Here is a 22922-nt window from a genome sequence, read left to right on the forward strand (position 1 = left end):
TCTTAGTACCATGAATTGTCTTCAATCCAGTATTGATAGTCTTCAGCATCCTCTTCCTTCAACTTTTTGCCGTTGATGTACACGTTCTTCCATTCGTATAAATACTTATCAAAATAGATATAGAAAACGATGCGAACGTCTTCTTTCTCGGTATAATCATAGCCGGTAAATTCTACAACATGGTGGCGACCGCTTTTTTCGATATATTTCCACTCCGGGTTATCGGTGAACGATTCTAATGTTTCTGCTTCACCACTTAAACGGACGACATCTTTAATATTCGTTTCTGAGGGTATGAAAGATAGACCAAAATCCAAGGCGAAGTGTAGGGCAATTAACAGGGCATGAAGACCAAACATAATTCCTACATGTGTACCGCCTTTTGTTTGAATATAGGATTTCTGCACATCTTCAGGTAAAGCTCTAGCTTGCTTCAAAACATGGGACGTATGGTTAAAATACCACCGATTTCCGTATGTGCCAACGATTACCGCGATAACGGCATAAAAGGGAAAATCAATCCATATCGGCAGGTCTACAAAATAAAATGGAACAGCCCATAACAATTCAAGAGCTGCAATAATAAAAAACGGTTTATACATTTTACGGTACGCCAGCCAAAACGTTGAGAAAAAGAAGGCAAGCCAGTTCCACGTGCTTTTTGTTGCCGGGTTCTCAACCGATCTCCATTTCAAATCGTAATATGCAATGTTTTTCTGAACAACTTTATGTTGGCCTTGAAACGAGGTAAGGTCCTCTTGGTGTGTTTCGTTCATCGTGATTCTCCTCTAAAAATAATCTGTAAATTAATCGCTAGCTTCTACTTCACAACAACCATATTCCGTATCATCCAATTTTATCTGATAATGCACTTTTAACCTCTTTAAAAATGAAGAGAGCTTGTCGAAGGTGCTGAAGTAAACCTTAAGCCCATCAAAGTCAAAATTAATGGTTAGAAAGACGTTGTTGAAGGAAACTTTATTCTTACTTTCATGCCAATTATCCTCATAGTCCATAAATGGCTGTATGATAGGAACTTCGTCAACGTAAATGCCATTCGTTACATTTAATAAATACATATAAGGTTCTTCTTCTACAAAATCTATAAGTGTTTGAACAGAAGTAAATTGATAGACTATTATGTAATGTTGGTTAGCACGGTGTTCTTGTATTAAAAACTCGTTCCACTTGCTCTTTTTTAAATCAGCATAAATTTCTTTACTCACTAGATGATAAAGGGTAAAGAAATTCTTCATACGGATTTCGTTTAAGACGTCTTTTAGATAAAAGAGATTAAAATTCCGACCAAAGTAGGTTAGATGTAATTCATGTATAGGGTTGTTTTCTATAAAACATAATCCATTGTTTTTGATATAACACTTTTTATTGCTGGAACAAGACAAGTTGTGTTTATGGATAGCAACTTCTAAAACATGCATGGTGTGCTCCTTGTGTAAGAGTGTAAATAACTATGAATATTTGTTTCCTTATTTTCCTACTATACCTTTATTATGTAAGTCCGTCTGCACTTATTTTTGAAAAAAGACATAATAAAAATGAACTGGTTTATCATCCACTTCATTGGTTCGTTACTTATATAGTTTGCTTTTCTATGTACACTGTTTCACAATCTGTAGCAAAAAGAAAAGCGAGGATGAATCACGTTAAGCTTCTCTTTGTAGGGCAGGCTTTTCAATCGTACTTAGTAAATCTTCACGTGCTTTTTGACTTAATTCATTAGAGTACTCAATCGCTTCATAAATGGATGTAAAGTGCTGCGATGCATAATAAGGAGACTTATAGCAATGTATCACTTTTGTTTGTGAAGGATAGATGAGCACCTTCCAGTGGTACACATTTCGTTGCTTTTCACTGCCTTCCATGGCGATGAGCCAGTGTGTGGAGTTCTCAAGTGCAGCGTCGTCATCCTGAGCTTTATCCTTTAGAGCGGCGCGATCGTTCTCGCCGATCAAGATTGGTACCTTCTCATAAAACTCCCTTAGGTTAGGGTAGTTATTCATACCATCTCTCCTCTCAAACATGATTTGTCCATTTCACAAAGTACATGTTTCGCTTATTGGGACATTATATGAAGGAAGAGGGGAAAAGATGATAGGTGTTAAAAGAAATAGATGCAAAGACCTAGTACTCCTGCAGCTACCACAAATAATGAGAGCAGCAGCATAATAATCTTCGTGATCATAAACGACTTTTCCGCTATTTTCGTAAACAGAGCAAAATCCGAATCCCACAGCCATTTCATTTTGTCTTCACGAAACCACGCGTACTTTTGTAGTTCCTTTTGATGTTCTTCCTTTGTATATTTAAATACTATCCATAGAAAAAAAGCTGCTCCTGGTATGAAGAATGCTAATCCGAAAATTAAAGAATCCATGTTCATCCATCCTTTTGTTCAAAAGTAAAAGCCAGATACTGATATCTTCAGCATCTGGCTGTAAATAAGGGCATTCTATTAAAACCGTCTCCTTTTATTCCGCCGAGGTCGGCGAGGACGTCTGATCTTAATCTCTTTCACCTTAACAAACCTAACTCCAATAAATAAGAAGTAAGTGGCTAACGCGACATAAAAGAAGATCGGTACGCTTTCAAATCGGTTTTTCGCAAGCAAATAAAACATATAGAACAAAAATAACGAGATGATCGTACCGTATCGCGGCATCGGGATATCCTTGAAGCTTGGAATCTTGATCGTGCTTACCATCAAAAGGCCGAGTCCGTAAAACAGAAGTACAAAAATCCAAAGTGGAATCCATTTTACAAAAAAGACTAAGAATACAACGATTCCACCTGCTAATGGGATCGGGATACCTTTAAAATATTTCATTGATTCTTCAGCATCCGTAATGTTAAAGCGTGCTAAACGGTATGCTCCGAACAACGGAAATAATCCTGCAAATAGAAAGCCCCACATCCCTAAATGTGCAAAGTAAGTATTCGCGACAAAATAAGCAGGCGCAACCCCAAAGGATACAACATCCGCAAGGGAATCGAGTTCCTTACCTAGGTTTCCTGAAACTCCTAAGATCCGAGCTGCTCTTCCGTCGACCGCATCCAGCATCATCGCGATAAAAATGAGGATGGCTGCGTTTCGAATATCACCGTTTGAAACGTAACCGATGGAAAGAAACCCACAGAATAAATTTCCTAAAGTTAATAAGTTTGGAATATGCTTTTTCATTGTCCACGTCCTTAAAAAATACTCTTCTTTATATAATAGATGATTTTATTGGAAAAAGTTATGTTTTTTTGGTTAAGTGAGTAGTTTAACATATTTTTTAGGTGGCATGGGGTAGGGAGTTGTTTAAGTGGGTGATAGATTATGAACGAAATTCATTCAAAAATGTACAGAAAGTGACCTTGTACGGTTCATGTACTTGGTCTGAGCAAAACAAGTCCACGATTGAGCTAAAAAGAAGAGGATTGGTGTGAAATGTGAGCGATTCGGAGCGAAACGCTCAACAGTTGGTGTGAAACGATAGCCATATTGAGCGAACGCGTAATAAATATAAGAACACGTACCGTAAAAACACCATGTCTATATAAAATATGATAATTTGAGTCCGCCCCATGAAAATCACTTCACACTTCTCTTCAAATAGCTCTCAAACAAAAGGTCGATCAACAACATCAATGTCGATCTTGCTGTGATATCATAGCCTGCGAACTTTACCCGGCCGACCGTCATGCTTAAACTCGTCTTCACCATCTTACTTAACGAAGAATCGGATGCGTTCGTGATAGCAGCTGTATCTACGACTTTATAGGAAAGCTTCTCGGCTGCTTGCAGAAGCGTTTTCGTTTCGCCGCTTGACGAGATAAAGAACACGAGGTCGTTCGGTTCCACCATGTTCGGTAAAAGGTCGATCATGTGTGACTCGTATGTATAGTGAGTCTGCTTGTTCGTCTGCATGAGTAATTTGCTGAAGTACTCCGCCATCATTTTCGATAGACCTACACCGACCACGATCACTCGCTTTGCGTTCACGATCTTCTCACTCAATTTTTCGAGCTCCGTTTTTTGAATCGTTTCAAATGCAGAAACAAACTCTTCTTTATAGCGCTCAACCGGATTGTCTCCTAACATCACATGTTGATTCTCGATCGTTTTAAGAATGTATTTTAGTTCGGAGAAGCCTTCAAGTCCAAGCTTATGGGACATGCGCACGATTGTTGTTGTACTCACGTTGTTCACTTTTGCGATCTCAGTCAACGAATGCGTTTTTGCTTCATCTATATGATTGTCTATGTAATATACGACTTGTTTTTCGGTCGGTGTAAGTTCAGCTAACTTGCTGCTGAACTGATCTAGAAACTTCCCCATCGTTAACTTCCTCATTTCCGTACGATTCTTTCTTTTAGTATAGCCCATTTTTCATTCTGTACAAATGTACGGACTCTGTACAAAGATAACGCTTACTTTCATGTTACAAATAGAGTATAGAAAGTTGGAAGTGCTTTCATACTAGGGGAGATTGGAGTGAATGTCATGGAACTAAGAAACATGACCCATCCGAATTTAGTGTTGTTCGATGTAGATGCTCAGAATAAAGAGCAAGTGATCCGACAGCTAATTTCAAAGATTAAAAAACAAAATTATATAGAATCTGAAGAAGCTTTATTGGAAGCGGTATTAAAACGTGAGGAGCAATCTCCGACAGGCATGGAGAAAGGGTTAGCGATTCCGCACGGAAAATCGGCAACGGTAAAACAAGCCGTCTTTGCGGTAGCTCGTCTAAAATCACCACTCCTAGACTGGGAAAGTATCGATCCGAACAACAAAGTCCAGCTCGTATTCTTGATCGCCATTCCTGAGAGTGAAGCGGGAACAACGCATTTAAAAGTATTGTCTACACTAAGTACGAATCTGATGCGCGACGGTTACTTGGAAGGTTTGATGGCAGCAGGTACAACTGATGAGTTTTTAAACAGACTGGATGTTGAAGAGAAGAAAGAAGCTGCCCCTGAAAAAGAATTCACCAAAACCGTCGTTGCGGTTACAGCATGTGCAACAGGTATCGCGCATACGTATATGGCGGCTGAAGCTCTGGAAAAAGCAGGACGTGAGTTAGGTGTTTCTGTACTCGTTGAAAAACAGGGTGCTAGTGGGATTGAAGATGAGTTATCAGCAGATGTGATCAAAAATGCAGACGCTGTCATCTTTGCAACGGATATTGCACCAAAGCAAAAAGACCGTTTTGCAGGTAAATCGTATGTGCAAACGCGAGTAGCTGAACCGTTACGAAAAGGTAAAGAAATGATTCAAAAAGCGCTGAGTAACCCTGATGGTGTTGTTGAAGCAGAGGAAGAAGAATCTTCTACTACTCAATCAAGCGGCGGAGGCGGATTCTTTAAAGATATGGTCCAAGCGGTAATGACAGGGATCTCATACATGATACCCGTTATCGTAGCAGGTGGATTGATGATGGGAATCGCAAAACTTGGTGCGATGCCGTTCGGACTTGTGAATGAACTCGCAGATCCGAAATATGCTACACATTCAAGTGAGCTATTCGTTATTCTTCATCATTTAGATAAATTTGGAGCACTCATATTTAAATTCATGTACCCGATATTTGCAGCGTTTGTCGCCTATTCACTGGCTGACCGTGTAGGACTTGTAGCTGGATTTATTGGGGGAGCTTTTGCTGGCGGACTTCATTATACGTTCTGGAACAACCCGGATGGCATTCCGTCTGGATTTTTAGGAGCATTGATCCTTGGTCTTGCAGCAGGTTATATCGCTCGTTTCTTGAACCGAAAAATTCAATTGAATAAAAACTTAGCTGCGATGAAGCCGATGTTTATCATCCCAGCGATCTCAGTACTATCGATCTTTTTCTTAAACTTTTACATTGTAGATCCTGTGTTTGGCGGTCTGAACGTAGTATTACGCAACTGGATCGAGTCTGCACAAGGAACGGGTGATGTTGTTCTTGCATCGATCATCGCTTCTGCAACTGCCTTTGACTTAGGTGGACCGATCAACAAAGCAGCAGGTGCGATCGCGATCGGACTTGCAGCAGATGAAGTGTATCCGTTAACAGCTCGTGTTCTGGCGATCGTTATTCCACCGATCGGACTTGGAGTTGCTGTGGTTATCGATAAATATATCGTCGGCCGCCGTGTATTCCCTGCAGACCTTCGTGTAGCAGGTAATACTTCATTATTACTTGGATTCCTTGCAATCTCTGAAGGTGCGATTCCGTTCATGCTTCGTAACCCGTTGATCACGATTCCAATCAACATTATCGGTGCCATCCTTGGCGCAAGTACGGCTGTCTTGCTTGGGGCTGTTCAATGGCTTCCGCTTCCGGCAGTTTGGGGCTGGCCGCTCGTTGAGAACCTGTGGGCTTACTTGCTCGGACTCGTTGTCGGTGCAGCGTTCATCGCATTCGCGAACATCTTTATCCGCTTTGCGATTTTAAAGAAAAAAGAGAAACAAGCGTAACGAGATTTTTCAGATTCTGGAGCTCCTGGAGGAATAATCTTAGTAAATATTTAATATCTTGAGCGAAACTAAGGGTGGTTTGAGCGAACAGAGATACATTTTGAGCGAAAGATATGTTTCAATGAGCGAAAAGAGAATGGTATGAGTGACAAGGACCAGTTTGAGCGAACGTGTAACAAATAAAAATACATGTACCGTAAAATCCAAACTGTTCAGATAATACGTCGATATGAGCTGAAAAAATAAGCATTCAAAATAAAAAAGGGGCGCATCTGTTAAAAGGGTGACCCCTCTTTCTATTAAACGTGAGCAACACGGGAGGGAAACAGCATGAAACAGAAACAAAAAAAGGTATACGTCGTACCGCATTCGCATTGGGATCGCGAGTGGTACTTTACTATAGAAGATTCAAACCTATTACTTGTAGAAAACATGGACCGATTGATGGATGTGATGGAGAAAGATCCTGAGTATACGGGCTATGTATTTGACGCGCAGAGCTCGATCATTGATGAGTATCTAAAGATTCGTCCAGAAGAAAAAGAACGATTGAGCTGTTTGATCGCGGATAAACGTATCTTTGTTGGGCCTTGGTACACACAAGCAGATTCACTACTTGTGAACCGAGAGTCATTGATCCGCAACTTGATGTACGGAACGCGGATTGCTGAAAAGATGGGTCACTCCCTGAACGTTGGTTACCTGCCTGATATTTTTGGTCAGAACACATATCTTCCGTCTATGTTCAAAGAATTTGATATCGATTATAGCGTGTTGCAGCGCGGGATTTATACCGATCAGTTGAACGGTGATCTGAACTTCACGTGGCAATCACCAGACGGCGAGAGCGTGAAGGCGAATAATATCTACTTCGGTTATGGTCCAGGAAAATTTTTATCAGATGATCCTCAGTACATGGAAGAACGATTGCTCCCGATTTTAGAAAAAATAGCTGATCTGAACGCGGGAACGGATAACTTGTTGTTGCCAGCTGGTGGTGACCAAGTGCTCGTTCGAGAGCATTTTCCTGAAACGGTAAAAAAACTGAACGAAAAAGATGAGAAACATGAATATGTGCTCTCTGACTATGAAACGTTCATGAAGGATACGTGGGAAGAAGGAGATTTTAAGAACGTTATCGAGGGTGAGCTGATCGCGACTCAAAAATCTCGTATTCATAATACGATCCGTTCACAGCGTTATGACATCAAAAAACTTAATGATATTGCTGAAGAAAAGGTCATTTATGAACTAGAACCTTTGGCAAGTCTTGCGAGTACGCTAGGCTTTAAATATCCGCAACGATGGCTGGATGAGATGTGGAAGATGCTATTTGACGTTCACGCTCATGATAGCATCGGTGGGTGTAACTCTGATGACACGAATCAAGAGATCGTGAATCGTCTTACAAAGGTTATCCGAATCGCTGATGGCTGTTTGAATCTATTAAAAAAACAAATATCAGAAGCTGTGAGTCGTCAGCTTGGGAAAGACTCAATCTTTATAATGTTCCATCTGCTTCCAAAAGCGTTTGAAGGTTCGCAGAAAGTGGTTCTTTTTACAAAAGAAAAAGGGTTCGGTGTTCGTGGTCTAGACGGAAATCCTGTTCTGTTCGACGTATTGAATCAGGAGTATATCTCAGGCGGAAAGACGATCGTAGTGACTGCGGATGGTGAAAAAGAAGTAGAAGCGCCAGGTTATTACCGAAATGAAATACTTTTACGTGATGTGAAACTTCCGTCCATGGGCTATGAAACATTTGAAGTGGTGGAAAATGAAGTGATCGAACATGTAGCTCCGAAAGTTGAAGACAACCGAGCGATCGAAAATGAGAGCTTCCGAATTTATGAGGAAGATGGAAGATTGCATTTAACGGTTAAGACACTGAACAAGACGATCTCTGATTTTGTAAAGTTTGAAAATGTTGCGGATGCGGGAGATTCGTATGACTTTTCTCCGCTTGCTGGAGACTCGCCAATCTATTCAAGAGAGATTGAATCTGTTTATGTTGAAGGAAGTAATGGTGTTGAGTTCATGGAAGTCGTACATCTGTTGCAGGTGTCAAAAGACTTGGAAGAACGAAAAGTTGGAGATGCAACAGGAAACTTAGCCATTGTAACCCGATTTGAACTTCGCGAGGGAGAAGACTATATCCGCGTTATCCATGACATTGAAAATGAAGTAAAAGATCACCGCGTTCGCGTGTTGCTGCAAACTTCTGTCGAAGCACCAGATGTCTCTTTCGGCGATCAAGGATTCAGTCTGATCCAGCGCCCAACAGTTAATCCGTACATGGAAAACTGGAAAAAAGAGAAGTTCGCTGAAGCACCGGTGCCGATCTATCCGCTAGAAAATCTAGCAGGTGTAACGAATGGAGAATTAACTTCTGCTGTTATCACAAAAGGCATCAAAGAATATGAGTTGATCAAAGAAACGGGGCAACTCGCTTTAACATTGTTCCGAAGCGTAGGTTTGCTTGGCCGTGACAATTTAGCTTGGAGACCAGGCCGCGCGTCAGGTATCAACAATAAAGTCGTTCATACACCGGATGCTCAAATGCAAACGAAAATGTCATTTGAGTACGCGATTATGGTCACTGAAGGTCATGACGTTAAACAGTTGTTTAACACGGTAGATGAATATCGCGGACACAGTGTGAGTTATCAAAAGCAAGCGTTGAACACGTTTGAAGAAAGACTCGATCGTTTTGAGATTCCATATCCAGTAGATATCTTGCCTGCGAGATTCAGCTTGTTTGAGTCAGAAGGGGACTTGTTTTTGAGCACGATGAAAAAAGCGCACGACGATGATTCGGTCATCTTACGTTTGTTTAACCCGAGTGAGGTAGAGCAGACAGTTGTCTTAAGAAGTGAACACATCCAATCTGTTCTACAAACGAAACTGAACGAAAAAAGTGTGATCGACGTGAAAGACGAAGTGACGGTTCGAGCAAAAGGATACGTCACATTAAAGCTTCGTATGAAGGAGAATGTGTAATGAGTTTTTCTGAGAAAGCTGAGAATCTGTTAAAAACAATCTATGGCGAAGATTTTTCGCCTGATTATAAAGAAGAGATCGTAAAGCTTGTAGAGGGTTGGAGAGAGAAAAAGTGGAGCGAGACAGCTCCACTCTCTGAAAAAAATGTGTATCTGATCACGTACGGCGATATCATTAAAGAAGAAGGAGAATCAACGTTAAAAACGCTGAACAAGTTCATTAACGAATACGCGGCAGATGAGATTACGGATGTACATTTGTTACCGATGTTTCCGTATACGTCTGATGATGGTTTTTCGGTCGTTGATTATCGTGAGATCCACCCTGAACTAGGGAACTGGTCGGATATTGAACGTTTGTCAGGCGATTATCGTCTAATGTTTGATTTTGTAGCGAACCATATGTCGAAGTCGAGCAAGTGGTTTCAAGGCTACCTGAAGGGTGAAGCAGAATATGTGAACTATTTTACCCCAAAAGAAGATGGTTTCGATGCTTCAAACGTTGTGCGTCCACGCACCTCTCCGCTGTTTCACGAGTACGAAGGTGGTAAGACAGCGTGGACAACATTTTCTGAAGACCAGGTGGATGTGAACTTTAAGCATTTTCCTGCGTTGCTTGAGATGACGGATATTTTACTAGATTACGCGAACCGAGGCGGGACAAGCATTCGTCTAGACGCGATCGGTTTCATGTGGAAAGAATCTGGTACGACTTGTATTCATCTTCCTCAAACACATGCCATCATTCAGTTGTGGCGTGAGATTTTAGAAGAATTGCAATTAAACACGCTCTTGATCACTGAGACGAATGTTCCTCATAAAGAAAACATCAGCTATTTTGGTGACGGAAACAATGAAGCGCATATGGTGTACCAATTTTCACTGCCGCCGCTTGTATTGCACACGTTAACGACTCATGATGCGAGAAAGCTGACGGGTTGGGCGAAGTCGATTGAAAAGGTGTCTGATTCTGCTACTTACTTTAACTTTTTAGCGAGTCATGACGGTATCGGCTTGCGGCCAACAGAAGGCATCTTAACTGAAGAAGAACGTTCATCATTGGCTAAGAAAGTGTTGAATAACGGCGGTCGTGTTTCGTATAAAAGTAACCCAGACGGAACGGAATCTCCTTATGAGCTGAACATCAATTACATGGACGCGCTCATCAATAAAGAAGAAGATACGAGTGAAGATATGCAAGTGCAGAAAATGCTTGCGGCACATTCCGTATTGTTCTCAGTAATGGGTGTTCCGGCTGTCTATTATCACTCATTGTTAGGTTCTCGGAACGATTATGAAGGGTTGGAGTCGTCAGGAATCAACCGTCGGATCAATCGCCAGAAGTTTCAATACGATGAACTCGTTTCGGAGTTAGAAACATCTACTCGTCGTCAAAAAGTGTTTACAGGATTGAAGCGTTTGATTCGTACGCGTCAGCAGGAAACAGCGTTCTCACCCTTTGCTTCACAGTCGATTCTAGAACTTGGGAAGCAGGTATTCTCACTGGTTCGCAGAAATGAAGAAACAGGTGAAACGGTGTTGTTCGTGATGAATGCATCGAACAAACTGGTGGATGTGGAACTTCCTTTCGGCGGGCAAGACTTGTGGAGCGGAACTTCAGTTGAAGAAACCGTTGAACTTGTTCCATATCAGTTTATGTGGATAAAAAAATAAAGTAGGTGGACACGGATGAAGATTGTCATCGCTCCTGATTCATTTAAAGAAAGTATGACAGCCGCTGAGGTCTGTAGAGCAGTGGAAGCTGGTTTTAAAAAGACGTATCCTCACGCTAATTATGTGCACATGCCTATTGGCGACGGTGGAGAAGGAACGGTTACATCTGTTGTTGATGCGACAGGCGGCGAGATGGTCGAAGTGGAGGCAACAGGTCCGCTCGGTGAAAAAGTAGATGCATTTTACGGCGTAACAGGTGATGGGAAGACGGCAGTGATCGAGATGGCCGCCGCTTCCGGTCTTCATCTTGTTCCGAGAGAGAAGCGGAATCCTTGTGTGACAACAACACGGGGAACAGGTGAACTGATTCTAGACGCTTTAAATCGCGGTGTAGAGCGAATCGTGCTCGGTCTTGGTGGATCTGCAACAAATGACGGCGGTGCTGGAATGGCATCTGCACTCGGTGTTAAGTTTTTGAATGTGAGCGGCGATGAGTTGAGTGCTGGTGGTGAAGCGCTTCGTGAACTGTTGACCATTGATGTTTCTGGATTAGATGCTAGACTGCAGTCAGTGAAGATAGATGTGGCGTGTGATGTAACAAATCCGTTAACGGGATCGCACGGGGCATCGGCTGTTTTTGGACCGCAAAAAGGTGCGACGCCAGATATGGTTGGCATTTTAGATGAAAGTTTAAAACGATACGCTGAAGTAGTGGAGCGAAATCTTGGTGTTGCAGTAGATGAGTTACCAGGCGCTGGCGCTGCTGGAGGCCTTGGTGCAGGAGTTGTGGCGTTTTTAGATGGAAAGCTGCAGAGCGGAATTGATCTTGTTCTTGATGTAATCCATTTTGAAGATGCGGTTCAGGATGTTGACCTTGTGATTGTTGGAGAAGGCCGGATCGATTCTCAAACAATTCATGGAAAAGCGCCAGTAGGTGTAGCGAAACGAGCGAAGACTGTTGTGAACGGTGTACCCGTTGTTGCGATTGCTGGCAGCATCGGTCCTGATTATGAAGCGGTGTACGATCACGGAATTGATGCTGTTTTTAGCGTAATGAACGGTGTGGTGACGTTAGAGGAAGCATTGCTGCATGGAGCTGTTAATGTAGAAAAAACAGCGGAAAACATAGCGCGCTTGCTGAAAATAAATCATTCAAAACAAAAAGCTGACTGAGAAGGATATACTTTTTGTGAAATTTAGTTAAATGGATCCTTCTATACTCCATCTAAGCGAAACGAAGTTAATATGGAGTGAAACGTACATTAGTTGGAGTGATACATGCGAATTTTTGAGCGGAACGAGAGCTTTATTGCGCGAACGTGTAATAATAAAAAGAACACGTACCGTAAAAAACAAGTTTAACAAAAAATTAGAGGCATGGAATTTCCATGCCTCTTTCATATTTTTGATGTCTAGTTGTAACTGATCGCTTGTTTTCCCATCTGTTCCCAAGCTGCAACAAAGTTTGTGCGATTGATCTTTCGGTTTTTCTCGTTTGTTAAAGGATCGTTGAAATAAATATATTGGCTGTCGTACCCTGTAACGAGTACAGAGTGTTCTCTATACGTGATTTTGACGGGTCCTTGCTCGGTATAAAAAGTCTGAAACTGAGAAGATGGAAGTTTTGTAAACCACGTGTTGGCGATTACCCAAACAGGTTTCTTTTTGTCTAATTGGTTTGTAACACTTGTAAAAGGTTTTCCTGTTAAATTTACAACGCGATTACCTAGATACTGTCTACTCAACGTGTCGATCGGTTTTTGGTATACGCCATAACCAGGTTTGCTTTTGTCATACATATCGCCGACAAAGCCAACGTTTGGATTACCAAAATACGTTTTTCCGTCGATTTTGCGATAAGGCGTTGGATCTTTTTTAACTTGTTTTGCAAGTGTCATCTTGTCTGCTTTTATACCAGCATAATTTAAGAGCATAGCCAGACTCGTAACTTCACAACCTCTTGGAAGCTCTGGCAGTTGAGAAACGAGAGGTGCATTCAATAACACTTTACTAGGAGCAGTTGTTTTAACCAGCCAACTCGCGATCCAACCTGTTCGATTATCAGGTAACGTGATGCGATACCAGAGCTCGTTTCTAGAATTCGTAAACTGTTCAAATGCGACTACCTTTGCCCCATTTCTAAGCTGAGTGACTACTTTATAGTCTGTACTCGCACCTGAACGAATATTGGCAACATCTACATTTACATAAAGAGTTTTACTAACTTTAGTAGCAGCAGAAACGTTTATTCCTGAAAAATATGTAGAAATAGTAAGCAGTAAGCAAACAATCAGTAAACTTTTAATTATCCCCTTCATTTTTCCCCTCCACATTTAATTTTGGCATTCTTAAACTCTATTAAATGACAGAATTTTCAGCAATGGGCAATCTTCTTTATTTTATTAACATAATAACCATTACTTAGAAAAAGGACAGGAGATATGACATGGACCATATTGTGCATATAAAACTTTTGGTAAGCGACTAATACATAAATCGTTTTACAAAGTGATTAAACTTATCGTACAGTTGGTGTAAATTAAACAACTGTTTAAAAAGTGGGAGGTCTTTTCATGAGTATTATTGATATTAACTGCGATATGGGCGAGAGTTTTGGCGCTTACAAGCTTGGAACAGACGAAGAGATTTTAAAATACATAACGTCAGCAAACATCGCATGCGGTTTTCATGCGGGAGATCCTGCTACGATGAGAAAAATGGTAAAACTCGCGCTAGACCATGAAGTTGGTATCGGTGTTCATCCAGGATTGCCTGATCTCGCTGGATTTGGCCGTCGCAACATCGACATCTCTGCTCAAGAAGCGTATGAGATGGTTGTTTATCAGATCGGCTCATTATGGGGATTCGTGAAGGCTGAAGGCGGAACGATTCAACACGTGAAACCGCATGGCGCACTTTATAACATGGCAGCGGTGAATCGTGAACTTTCTGAAGCGATCGCCGAAGCAGTTTATAAAGTGAACCCTGAGCTTATTTTGTTTGGACTTGCAGGGAGTGAACTCGTTTCAGCAGGTGAAAAGGTTGGCTTGCGAACAGCATCTGAAGTTTTCGCTGACCGAACATATCAGCAAGATCGCACGCTTACTTCACGCAAACTGCCACATGCGGTGATTACGGATGATGATGCGGCTGTCGCACAAGTTATTCGTATGGCAAAAGAGGGAAAAGTGATGACGCAGCAAGATGTTGACGTCGATATTAAAGCAGATACGGTTTGCATCCACGGAGATGGTGCGCATGCGTTAAGTTTTGCGAAAAAAATTAGACAAACGTTAGAGGATTCTGGAATTTCTGTTCGTAAAATCGGAGAAAGTATATAATTTGGAAGGAAGTTAGCTCGAAGGGATGTCCCTTTGGGCTCTTTTATTATGTTTGTGGATGGGTTTCAAGTGGTTTGGAGTTGGTTTCAGGTGGTCAGGAGCGAATTTCAGGTGGTCAAGGTACAGTTAGCGGTGAAAAATGATGATTCACAGGTAGAAACGATCACTTTACAGGTGAAAACACCCACTTTACCGGTGAACGTGTAACTAATATAAATACACGTACCGTAAAAACCTCCTCTTCATGTAATAATATGTCATAATAATATCTGGAAAACTTCTACTATAGAAAGGAATCATCACACCTATGATCTGGATTCTCTACCTCACACTATTCATCCTATCATTCACACTCTCGGTACTTGGTGCACAAACGTGGATGTTCATCACACTGCTGATATTATTCGTAGCAAGCTCATTCCTAGCACTTCTTTATCCATTACTGTGGCAAAAAGATGCCGAAAAAGTAAAGAGGTACTTACTAAAATCAAAACAACCATACCACCGCTTCCTACACGCGTTTTTATATGAAAAAGAACGTGAGGCAGAAATGAGACTCACAAAAATCAAACAAGTTCAGTCAAGGAAATATGCAGAAATCCTGCTTTTTACACAACAAGAAAGATGGGCAGATGTGAAGGCGCATTTACAAACTATGAAAAAAAGTAATCTAACTCATTATTATGCCGCAATCGTTGCGATGGAAGAAGGCAGACAAAAAGATTACGAGCAACATAAAAACCAGCAGAAAGACCCTCATTATGTGACGTGGTTAACAGTGGAAGAACTCAGACGAAACGGCGACAAAAACGAAGCACTCACCATACTTGAAAAACAAATCAAAACCTTAGGTGGACTAAAATTGCTATCTGCACTTCACTATAAAGACAAACTGCAACACACAAACTAAACGCCTAAAACTAGATCTCAGTAAAAAAGATCTAGTTTTTTCTTTTTCCAGCACATTCCACGGCCTTCCTTACTACCTTTATCTCACAAATAACAGTATAATTAGGCATAAAAACATTTTTTGTAAAAAGGCAGGAATATAGGGGATGAATAATTTTAGATTCGGGATTCGCCAGAAGATTATTACTGGCTATATTGTGATCATTATCTGTTTAATTGCTGCTATTCTTGCGGTAACCAATCAGTTGGACACGATGAAGAGTGAGAGGAACTTTATTATCCAGCATGATTTTGCGGTTCGAGATCTTACGAGTCAGATTGAAAAGGATCTTTTGAAAATGGAAACCAATAAGCGTGCGTACATCATTACGGGAGATGAAAGCTACCTTCAGCTTTATAATGAAGCGAGCTCTCAATGGTCAAAAGACTTTAACACGCTGAACCAGCTTTTATCGGATAATCCGAGTCAGCAAAAGAGAATTGCTGAGATCAATGAAAACATTCAAAATTGGGTTGCTGTTGCAGGTGATCCACCGATCCAAATGAAACAGCAGAGTGACACGGCGGGTATTGCTGAATTTTTTAAACAAGATCCAGGAAAATCTCAGACAGAAAAAGTTCTACAGCAGTTTGATTCTTTTCGTGATACAGAAAAGAGTCTCACACAAAAACGTGCAAATAATCTAAATGAACAAAATCGATACTTAGAGATCGGTCTTTTTAGCTTGCTTGCGTTCGTTATTGTCGTTTCTGTGGCTCTGGCATGGGTCATTTCAGGATCAATCATCAAGACGATAAAAGAAGTCGTTGGCACGATTCGCGTTATGACGACAGGCGGAAACTTGAGCAGTCGCATTCATGTAAAATCGAACGATGAGATTCGTGATTTAGGAGAAGCAACGAACGAACTGTTGAATTCTTTTGAGGAACGTGACTGGCTGCAGCGAAGTGTAACGGATGTTGTGAGTAAGAACCAAGGCGTATCATCACTTGAAACGTTAGCCGAGATTTTCCTTTCTGCGACCGCACAGATCACGGAATCGTCATACGGTGCTTTCTATATTAAAGAAGGCAAGGACGAGAACACTCGGTTTGTAAAAAAAGGAGCGTTCGCAGATACAGCTGCAGATGTTGGACGAGCTAGCTTTAAGCTAGGACAAGGTCTTATCGGACAATGTGCACTCGAAAAACGAGTTCAAGTGGTCGAGAAGATCCAAGGAGAGTACACGCTCATCTCTTCTGGACTTGGAGAAACAAAACCGAACAGCATCTTGATTGCACCAATCGTGCATGAAGATGAAATTGTGGCTGTGATCGAGCTTGCGAGCCTGAATTCATACAGCAACCAGCACATTACCTTTATTGAAAAAGTACTTGAAACATTCGGACTCACAATCAACCGAGTGATCGATCGTATGGAGATCGCAAGACTGTTATCTGAATCACAAGCGATGACCGAAGAACTGCAGGCGCAATCGGAAGAGCTGCAAACACAATCGGAAGAATTACAGATGCAGTCGGAAGAGCTACAGATGATCAACGAACAGCTTGAATCACGTTCGCAAGACGCCGAGGAGAAATCAAAGGCACTTGAGATCGCGAAAAAAGAGCTTGAAGAGAAAGCGAAACAGCTTGAGACTGGCTCAAAATACAAATCAGAGTTTTTGGCGAACATGTCTCATGAACTAAGAACACCGCTTAACAGCATCTTGATTCTATCTGAGATGCTTGCTGAAAATGGCAACCAGTCCCTTTCAGATGAAGAGTTAGAGTTCGCGCGAGTGATTCATTCTTCTGGACAAGATCTGCTGAATCTGATCAACGATATTCTGGATCTTTCGAAGGTAGAAGCAGGAAAGCTGGAGATCATGCTTAGTGAAGTGAACCTCAGTGAGTTCCCAAGTAACTTGGAGAGAAACTTCACTCATATCGCAGATCAAAAGAACCTTAACTTTACGATCAATATGGCACCAGATGTTCCAACACTTCTACAAACAGACGAAAAACGATTCCAGCAGATCATTAAAAACCTGCTGTCTAACGCGTTTAAGTTTACAGAGAAAGGCTCCGTGTCTGTTAGTGTGAAAAAAGTACAAACCGATGTCATCTACAATGGTGTTGATTATTGGTTAGAAGTGGCGATAAAGGATACTGGAATCGGTATACCGAAAGAAAAACACGAACTTATTTTCCAAGCTTTCCAGCAAGGGGATGGAGCAACGATTCGTAAGTTTGGCGGAACAGGCCTTGGGTTATCCATCAGCAGTGAGTTTGCAAAGCTTTTAGGTGGAAGGTTGCAGCTTCAAAGTGAAGAAGGAAAAGGAAGTACGTTTAAACTTCTGATTCCAAGTATCTCGGATGAAAGTGTTTCTGTTCAAACGTTCCTGGGCGCGTCAGCCGAAGTGGCAACTGCACTTGAGCAGTCCAGCAGCTTGGTAGCTGTGGCAGAAGCACCAATCACCGCTAAAATCGTACCGGCAGAGCCTGAAGCCGAACAACCATCAATCACAGTTGATGAAGAGAACGTGTTCTATGGTAAAACGGTATTGATCACAGATGATGATAATCGAAATATATTTGCGCTAAAAACAGCTCTTGAACAAAAAGGAATGAACATTCTGATCGCCAATAACGGTATGGAATGTCTGGATGTTCTTGATGCGAACAAAAAGATTGATTTGATCTTGATGGATATTATGATGCCTGAGATGGACGGCTATGAAACAATGCAGCGCATACGCGGAACAGGTGAGCACAAGGACTTGCCGATAATTGCGCTAACGGCAAAAGCGATGAAGAACGACCGTGAAAAGTGCTTAGAAGCAGGGGCTTCTGATTATATCAGCAAACCGCTGAAGCTCGAGCAGCTCTTTTCTGTGATGCACGTTTGGATGACAAAGTGAGGATCGACCAACCATGAAGGATTTCTTATGGAACAACGACGACAACCAGGAAAATAGCATAACAGAAACGCTTGAGATGGAGCTGTTATTAGAAGGGTTGTACCGCATATCTGGATTTGATTTTCGCCAGTATATGCGGTCCTCCATCCATAGACGTGTGCACAATCGCATGCAGCTTGAACAGATCTCAACGATTACAGGCGTGCTAGAAAAAGTTCTGCACGAACCTGCGTTTATGACAACGCTGCTCAACGACTTTTCGATCAATGTAACGGAGATGTTTCGAAACCCTGAGTTCTTTCGTGCTTTTCGCCAAAAAGTGATTCCTGAGCTGAGAGAACTACCGGAAATTCGCATCTGGCATGCTGGATGTGCTACGGGTGAAGAAGTGTATTCGATGGCGATTTTAATGGAAGAAGAGGGCTTAAGTCATAAGACGAAATTTTATGCGACTGATATGAACGAACCCGTGTTGAACAAGGCGCGATCTGGCATTCTGCCGCTGAGCAAGATGAGGACGTACACGAAGAACTATATGGCGGCTGGAGGGACTCAAGCTTTTTCTGAGTACTATACGACAGACGGCCACTTTGCATATTTAAAGCCTTCGTTATTAAAACAGATCAGCTTTTTGCAGCATAACCTTGTGACGGATCATTCGTTCAATGAATTTCACGTGATTCTTTGTCGAAATGTACTGATCTACTTTACCGCCGCTCTGCAAAATCAAGTGCATGAGCTGTTCTACGATAGCCTCAGCCCGAATGGTTTTCTTGGCCTTGGAGATAAAGAATCTATTCAATTTGCTGACTGTGCACAAAAGTATACAGACTTTGCTGAACAAGTAAAAATCTATCAAAAAAAATAAAGCAGGAAGAAGGGGTGTGATGACCTCTTCTATCCTGCTTTTTTTATTTGGCTTGAATCATCATGATACACATATCATCGCTCTGACCTTTTTGTTGTTCTTCTGGAATGACAAGATGGATCGGTGAGCGGATGTTGCTCCATTTTTCAGAGGCCACGTATTTCAGCTTCTCCAGCATCAATTCTTCATCATCACCAGCTTCTAACACACCATCCGTAAAGAGCAGCATCTGAATGTTGTCTTCGTAATGGATAACAGACTTTTTCACTTCGATCTGTTCAAAGAAACCGACTGCATAACAGCTGCGTTCGATAGATTGAAGGGAGTTATCAACGAGTGCATAGCCTTCCGGATGACCGGCATTCACGTATTCAACCGTCTTTTTCTCGGTATCGATCAAAAGGTAGATGCCTGTGAAATAGTAGTTGTAGTCATTTTTCGGGTTATGCAGAAGCGCCATATAACGGTTCAATTCTTTAATCACGAGTTCCGGATCTCTTAGTTCTTTAATGCTGTCTCGCATAACAGAAGAGATGAACATGCATACAAGAGAAGAGGAGATCCCATGTCCCATCATATCAAGCAAGATGATGCCATAACGATGGTCATCGAACTTGTGCCAATAATACATATCGCCGGCGAGCTTAAAAGAAGGCAAGTGAGACACGTTTATCGTGATGTTGTCTTCTTTAATCGGCGGATTCAACAAGCCTTTTTGAACTTGCATCGCTAGATCGAGCTCGTTCTGAATCTTTTCTTCTTGTTCTGCGTGCCAATCTTTTTCGTACTTCAATCGCAGTGCGACTCGAATTCTAGCAAGCAGTTCTACTTTATTGATCGGTTTCGTCACATAGTCCATACCGCCGCAGTCGAGCGCTTCTGCTAACTTCGTAGAGTCTTCAAGCGCTGTGATGAAGATGATCGGAATGTCTTTGAAACGCTCGTCTTTTTGAACGCGCTGACAAGCCTCGATCCCGTCTATCTCTGGCATCATGATATCAAGGAGAATCAAGTCGATCGACTTTTTGTTCAGCTCTTTTTCGTTTTCTTCGAGGTGATCGAAAAGCTGTTGAGCAGAAGAAAGAGAGGTGCAGTCATCGTATCCTGCATTCTTCAATATTTTTTCTATTACAAATAAATTTACTGTATTATCATCAACGATCAGAATGGACATTCAAACTTCTTCCCCTTATATGTACCATTTATTGTGTGTTTTTCTAAGATCATTCATTTCTATAACTCTAGTATACAAGTAAATGTGGAAAGGGACTATTTTTTAGATTATTTAGAGTGGGATAGTGGTAGCCAACAGTTTATTAGGGGTGATGATGCTAGTTACCGCAGAAGAGGGGTGTGTTACGTAATAGACTGTGTTCAGGATAAGGACATTATTGCGGTTTGTACACACGAGATAGACTACTTGAAATATATCCACGGTAATCCAAATTATATTCACGGATAAGTGTATTAATTTCACGGATAACCACAATAATTTCACGTATAAAATAATTTAAACGATTTTCGACACATATCGACATAGCCGCATCATCCATTGAATTTAACATTTTGTTCACTTCAAACAAATTAATTGACATTTATGTTCGTTTGTAACATTATAATACATATAAGATGTTCGAAAATAACAAAGGTGATGAAAATTATGCCTAAAGAGCGTAGAGAGCAAATTCTTCAGCAATTAAATGAGAACGGAAAAATTGAAATTGAGGACCTAGTAAACGAATTAAATGTTTCGGCGATGACAATTCGCCGTGATCTTGCCTTTCTCGAAGAAACTGACCAGATTATTAGAACGCATGGCGGAGCAATACTTAACAAGCCGTTAGTCGTGGAATCATCTTTCCGAACAAAAGAAGGAAAATTCAACGAACGCAAGAGAGCGATCGCCGAGAGAGCCTTGCAATTCATTCAGGATCACTCGACAATTCTTTTAGATTCAGGAACAACAACATTAGAGATCGCAAAATTATTAAAAGAGAAAACGACGATCACAGTAGTTACGAATGATATAAAAATTGCAGCTGAGCTTCTTGATACAGATGTAAAAGTGATCGTGACTGGCGGGGAACTGCAAAATTCGATCGGAACATTGTTCGGCCCATTAACAGAGCAGATGTTAAGAGGCATTCACGTAGATCTTTTTTTCTTAGGAGCTCATGCGATTCACAGCCGAGCGGGTGTTACAGCACCGACTTATGAGAAGGCTGCGATCAAAAAGCTGATGATTGAAGCATCAGAAAAAACATGGCTCGTGGCTGATTCTAGCAAGTTTGATCAAAAATCTTTAACAAAGGTTTGTGACTTAAACCAAATACACGGTTTGATTACAGATCAACACCTAACAGATGAAACGAAACAAATGCTGAATGAATGTTTAGAAGTTGTAACCGTTGAAGGTGGTGAAAAGGGATGAAAGTCGGCGTTATCGCAGATGATCTAACAGGTGCCAATGCGACAGGTGTAAAACTGATCAAGCAAGGGTTTGAAGCGGCAACGATGGTGTATTACGATCAAGAACCAGCATCCGGCAGTTACAACGCAGTGTGTATTGATACAGACAGCAGGTATGCACGAAAAGATGTGTCCGAGATGCGGATTAAAAAGTCAATGAGCAACCTTCAGCGTTGGGGTGCAGATGTTATCTGTAAACGAATCGACAGTACGGTAAGAGGAAACATCGGAACAGAGATCGACATGGTCTTAAATGAACTTGGTGAACGATCGATTGCGGTTGTCGTTGCATCGTTTCCAGATTCAAGTCGTATCACATCCGGCGGTTACTTACTCGTCGATGGTGTGCCTGTTCAAGCGACAGATGTTGCCAAAGATCCGGTCATGCCTCTTACAGAATCATACGTTCCTTCTATTATCAGTAAGCAGAGTGAACATCTCGTATCACACATCGGACTCGAAACCGTTTTACAAGGAAAGAAAACGATCCTTCAGGAGTTAAAGCGAAAAATAGACGAGGGAAGCCGTATTCTTGTGATGGATGCGGTAACAGATGAAGAGATTGAAGATATTGCACATGCGATGGCATTGATCGAGGACTACCAACTCGTACCGGTAGATCCAGGACCATTAACGGCTTATTATGCAAAGGCTTACACGTCTCTGCACACACAAAGTAAAAAGATTCTCGTTACCGTCGGAAGCGTAACCTCTTTAAGTGGTGAGCAGCTAACGTATTTGATCGATAAAACGGATGCGAAACCGGTCTATGTCGATGCTGAAAAATTAGCAAGTCTATCGGACAGCTGGGAAACAGAAGTTCAAAGAGCGGTAACGGCGGCATTGGAAGCTATCCACCACCAAGACATATTAATTATCACGACCAACTCGCCCGAGGCAAAACGATTAGAACTAAAACGTTTGGCCGAAGAGCAAGGTGTGAGTCAGGATCAACTCGCGAAAAGAATTGCAGATGGATTAGGAAAGATTACGCGTATTGTCATTCAGTCAACGAATTATGAGATTGGCGGCTGCTTTTCCAGTGGAGGAGATGTAACGGCTTCACTCTGTTCTGTTGGAAGAGCTGAAGGCATCAAGTTAAAAAACGAAGTGCTTCCTCTTGTCGCATACGGTGAATTCATCGGTGGATACTTTGATGGTATACCGCTCGCTACAAAAGGCGGCATGGTTGGTGACAAAAAAGCGATTCACACGATCGTAAAGCATTTATTAGCAAACCAAACATCTACAAAGCAAGTTCAATAATTCTATTAAAAAACTCAAGGAGGAAGA

The 22922-nt window shown here is 41.6% G+C and carries 18 protein-coding genes; 10 read left to right on the forward strand and 8 right to left on the reverse strand.

All coding sequences use genetic code 11. The features are described 5' to 3' along the window. Positions 1 to 2: 2 nt before the first annotated feature. From HU823_RS07795 to HU823_RS07820, 6 genes are all read right to left on the reverse strand, one after another. A complete protein-coding gene (locus HU823_RS07795) occupies positions 3 to 776 on the reverse strand; it encodes a DUF2628 domain-containing protein (RefSeq protein WP_197221694.1) in 774 nt (257 codons plus the stop codon). A gap of 30 nt (positions 777 to 806) precedes the next feature. Continuing rightward, positions 807 to 1439 (reverse strand): hypothetical protein, encoded by a 633-nt coding sequence (locus HU823_RS07800; RefSeq protein WP_197221695.1) that lies wholly within the window; start codon positions 1437 to 1439, stop codon positions 807 to 809. A 225-nt stretch (positions 1440 to 1664) separates the two neighbouring features. Next, the gene (locus tag HU823_RS07805) at positions 1665 to 2021 is read right to left on the reverse strand and encodes a hypothetical protein (protein ID WP_197221696.1); all 357 of its coding nucleotides are present in this window, start codon (positions 2019 to 2021) and stop codon (positions 1665 to 1667) included. A 98-nt stretch (positions 2022 to 2119) separates the two neighbouring features. Then, entirely contained in the window at positions 2120 to 2395 is a 276-nt protein-coding gene (locus HU823_RS07810) for a hypothetical protein (protein ID WP_197221697.1), read from the reverse strand. Between the two features lie 78 nt (positions 2396 to 2473). Continuing rightward, positions 2474 to 3199: a CDP-diacylglycerol--serine O-phosphatidyltransferase gene (pssA, locus tag HU823_RS07815; RefSeq protein ID WP_144697578.1), complete on the reverse strand. Its 726-nt coding sequence runs from the start codon at positions 3197 to 3199 to the stop codon at positions 2474 to 2476. Between the two features lie 396 nt (positions 3200 to 3595). After that, positions 3596 to 4342 carry a MurR/RpiR family transcriptional regulator gene (locus HU823_RS07820; RefSeq protein ID WP_197221698.1) on the reverse strand — a complete coding sequence of 249 codons (747 nt, stop codon included), beginning with the start codon at positions 4340 to 4342 and terminating at the stop codon, positions 3596 to 3598. Between the two features lie 165 nt (positions 4343 to 4507). Between HU823_RS07820 and HU823_RS07825 the strand changes: the two genes are divergently transcribed. From HU823_RS07825 to HU823_RS07840, 4 genes are all read left to right on the forward strand, one after another. Further along, entirely contained in the window at positions 4508 to 6469 is a 1962-nt protein-coding gene (locus HU823_RS07825; RefSeq protein ID WP_197221699.1) for a fructose-specific PTS transporter subunit EIIC, read from the forward strand. Between the two features lie 330 nt (positions 6470 to 6799). Then, the gene (locus HU823_RS07830) at positions 6800 to 9466 is read left to right on the forward strand and encodes a glycoside hydrolase family 38 C-terminal domain-containing protein (RefSeq protein WP_197221700.1); all 2667 of its coding nucleotides are present in this window, start codon (positions 6800 to 6802) and stop codon (positions 9464 to 9466) included. Beyond that, complete coding sequence (locus HU823_RS07835; RefSeq protein ID WP_197221701.1) at positions 9466 to 11139, forward strand: alpha-amylase family glycosyl hydrolase; 1674 nt, start codon at positions 9466 to 9468, stop codon at positions 11137 to 11139. Before HU823_RS07830 ends, HU823_RS07835 begins: the two co-directional genes overlap by 1 nt. Positions 11140 to 11154: 15 nt before the next feature. After that, complete coding sequence (locus HU823_RS07840; RefSeq protein ID WP_197221702.1) at positions 11155 to 12312, forward strand: glycerate kinase; 1158 nt, start codon at positions 11155 to 11157, stop codon at positions 12310 to 12312. 239 nt (positions 12313 to 12551) lie between these two features. Here the strand turns inward: HU823_RS07840 and HU823_RS07845 are convergent, their stop codons facing one another. Beyond that, entirely contained in the window at positions 12552 to 13457 is a 906-nt protein-coding gene (locus HU823_RS07845; RefSeq protein ID WP_231607331.1) for a C39 family peptidase, read from the reverse strand. A 255-nt stretch (positions 13458 to 13712) separates the two neighbouring features. Here HU823_RS07845 and HU823_RS07850 point away from each other — a divergent pair, with 255 nt between their 5' ends. The 4 genes from HU823_RS07850 to HU823_RS07865 all read left to right on the forward strand — a co-directional run bounded on the left by HU823_RS07850 (position 13713) and on the right by HU823_RS07865 (position 19160). Then, positions 13713 to 14480 (forward strand): LamB/YcsF family protein, encoded by a 768-nt coding sequence (locus tag HU823_RS07850; RefSeq protein ID WP_197221703.1) that lies wholly within the window; start codon positions 13713 to 13715, stop codon positions 14478 to 14480. A gap of 307 nt (positions 14481 to 14787) precedes the next feature. Beyond that, positions 14788 to 15390, forward strand: coding sequence for a hypothetical protein (locus tag HU823_RS07855; protein WP_197221704.1), 603 nt, complete (start codon positions 14788 to 14790; stop codon positions 15388 to 15390). A gap of 145 nt (positions 15391 to 15535) precedes the next feature. Further along, entirely contained in the window at positions 15536 to 18292 is a 2757-nt protein-coding gene (locus HU823_RS07860) for a response regulator (protein ID WP_197221705.1), read from the forward strand. A 13-nt stretch (positions 18293 to 18305) separates the two neighbouring features. Next, on the forward strand, positions 18306 to 19160 hold the full coding sequence (locus HU823_RS07865; protein ID WP_197221706.1) for a CheR family methyltransferase: 855 nt from the start codon (positions 18306 to 18308) through the stop codon (positions 19158 to 19160). Between the two features lie 43 nt (positions 19161 to 19203). Here HU823_RS07865 and HU823_RS07870 read toward each other — a convergent pair whose 3' ends face one another. Beyond that, positions 19204 to 20334: a fused response regulator/phosphatase gene (locus HU823_RS07870; RefSeq protein WP_197221707.1), complete on the reverse strand. Its 1131-nt coding sequence runs from the start codon at positions 20332 to 20334 to the stop codon at positions 19204 to 19206. A gap of 486 nt (positions 20335 to 20820) precedes the next feature. On the opposite strand from HU823_RS07870, the gene HU823_RS07875 reads away from it, so the two are divergent. Next, entirely contained in the window at positions 20821 to 21591 is a 771-nt protein-coding gene (locus HU823_RS07875; RefSeq protein WP_231607332.1) for a DeoR/GlpR family DNA-binding transcription regulator, read from the forward strand. Then, positions 21588 to 22895 (forward strand): four-carbon acid sugar kinase family protein, encoded by a 1308-nt coding sequence (locus HU823_RS07880; protein WP_144697602.1) that lies wholly within the window; start codon positions 21588 to 21590, stop codon positions 22893 to 22895. Before HU823_RS07875 ends, HU823_RS07880 begins: the two co-directional genes overlap by 4 nt. Positions 22896 to 22922 lie beyond the last annotated feature (27 nt).

The sequence above is a fragment of the Fictibacillus sp. 18YEL24 genome (assembly GCF_015903855.1).
In the GTDB taxonomy this organism is placed as follows: Bacteria; Bacillota; Bacilli; order Bacillales; family Fictibacillaceae; genus Fictibacillus; species Fictibacillus phosphorivorans_C.